Origin of the sequence: Streptomyces populi (assembly GCF_002911015.1) — a bacterium.
Lineage (GTDB): Bacteria > Actinomycetota > Actinomycetes > Streptomycetales > Streptomycetaceae > Streptomyces > Streptomyces populi.
Genome location: NZ_KZ627096.1, coordinates 1 through 853 on the forward strand (window position 1 = coordinate 1; position 853 = coordinate 853).

Sequence of the window (853 nt, forward strand, 5' to 3'; positions counted from 1 at the left end):
ACCTGGTCGAAGCCGTCGGCGATGCCGATGGACGCCTACCGCGAGGGCGACGAGTACGTGGTGGCCTTCGACCTTCCCGGCGTCACCGCGGACGCGATCGACATCGACGTCGAGCGGAACATGCTCACCGTCAGGGCCGAGCGCCGGCCGGTGGCGAAGGCCGACGACGTGCAGATGGAACTGTCCGAGCGGCCTCTGGGCGTCTTCTCCCGCCAGATCGTGCTCGCCGACACCCTCGACACCGAGCACATCAAGGCCGACTACGACGCGGGCGTGCTCACCCTGCGCATCCCGATCGCCGAGCGCGCCAAGCCCCGCAAGATCTCCATCGGCGTCGGATCCGGCCACAAGGAGATCTCCGGCTGACACCGGCCGGACAGGTGCGGAGGACGGGCACCTGATCTCCCCCTCACCCCGCCCTCCGCACCCCTACGGGCATCCGAATGAAACAAGAAGGGGTGGCGGCCGAGATGACTCTGCGACGCGCAGCGTTCCTCGACCACGTCAAGGAACGCGGCGAGTACGACACCGTGGAGGAAGCCGAGCGCGCGGCCCGCGTGGTGCTCGCCCTGCTCGGCGCGCACCTGGTCGGCGAAGTCCGCGCCCAGCTCGCGGCACGCCTGCCGGAGGAATTCGCCCTGATCCTGCTCAACCCGCTCCAGAGCGCCGAACCACTGCCACCGGAGCGGTTCCTGCGGGCCACTGCAGCCTGGATCGAGGGCGCCACCGAGCACACCGCGACCTGGGACGTCAGCGCCGTCCTCTCAACGGTCGCCGACACGGCCGGCGATGACCTGCTGGGCCAGATCCTGCTCCAGCTCCCCACCGGCTACGACCTCCTCTTCGGCCGCCC

Annotated in this window: 2 protein-coding genes; both read left to right on the top strand. The window is 70.0% G+C overall.

All coding sequences use genetic code 11. From position 1 onward, the window contains the following. On the top strand, window positions 1-366 hold a 366-nt coding region (locus tag CW362_RS42840), incomplete at its 5' end, for an Hsp20/alpha crystallin family protein (RefSeq protein ID WP_103554955.1). Window positions 367-470: 104 nt separating this feature from the next. Continuing rightward, window positions 471-853, top strand: a 383-nt coding sequence (locus CW362_RS42845) for a DUF2267 domain-containing protein (RefSeq protein WP_103554956.1), incomplete at its 3' end; no start/stop codon positions are given.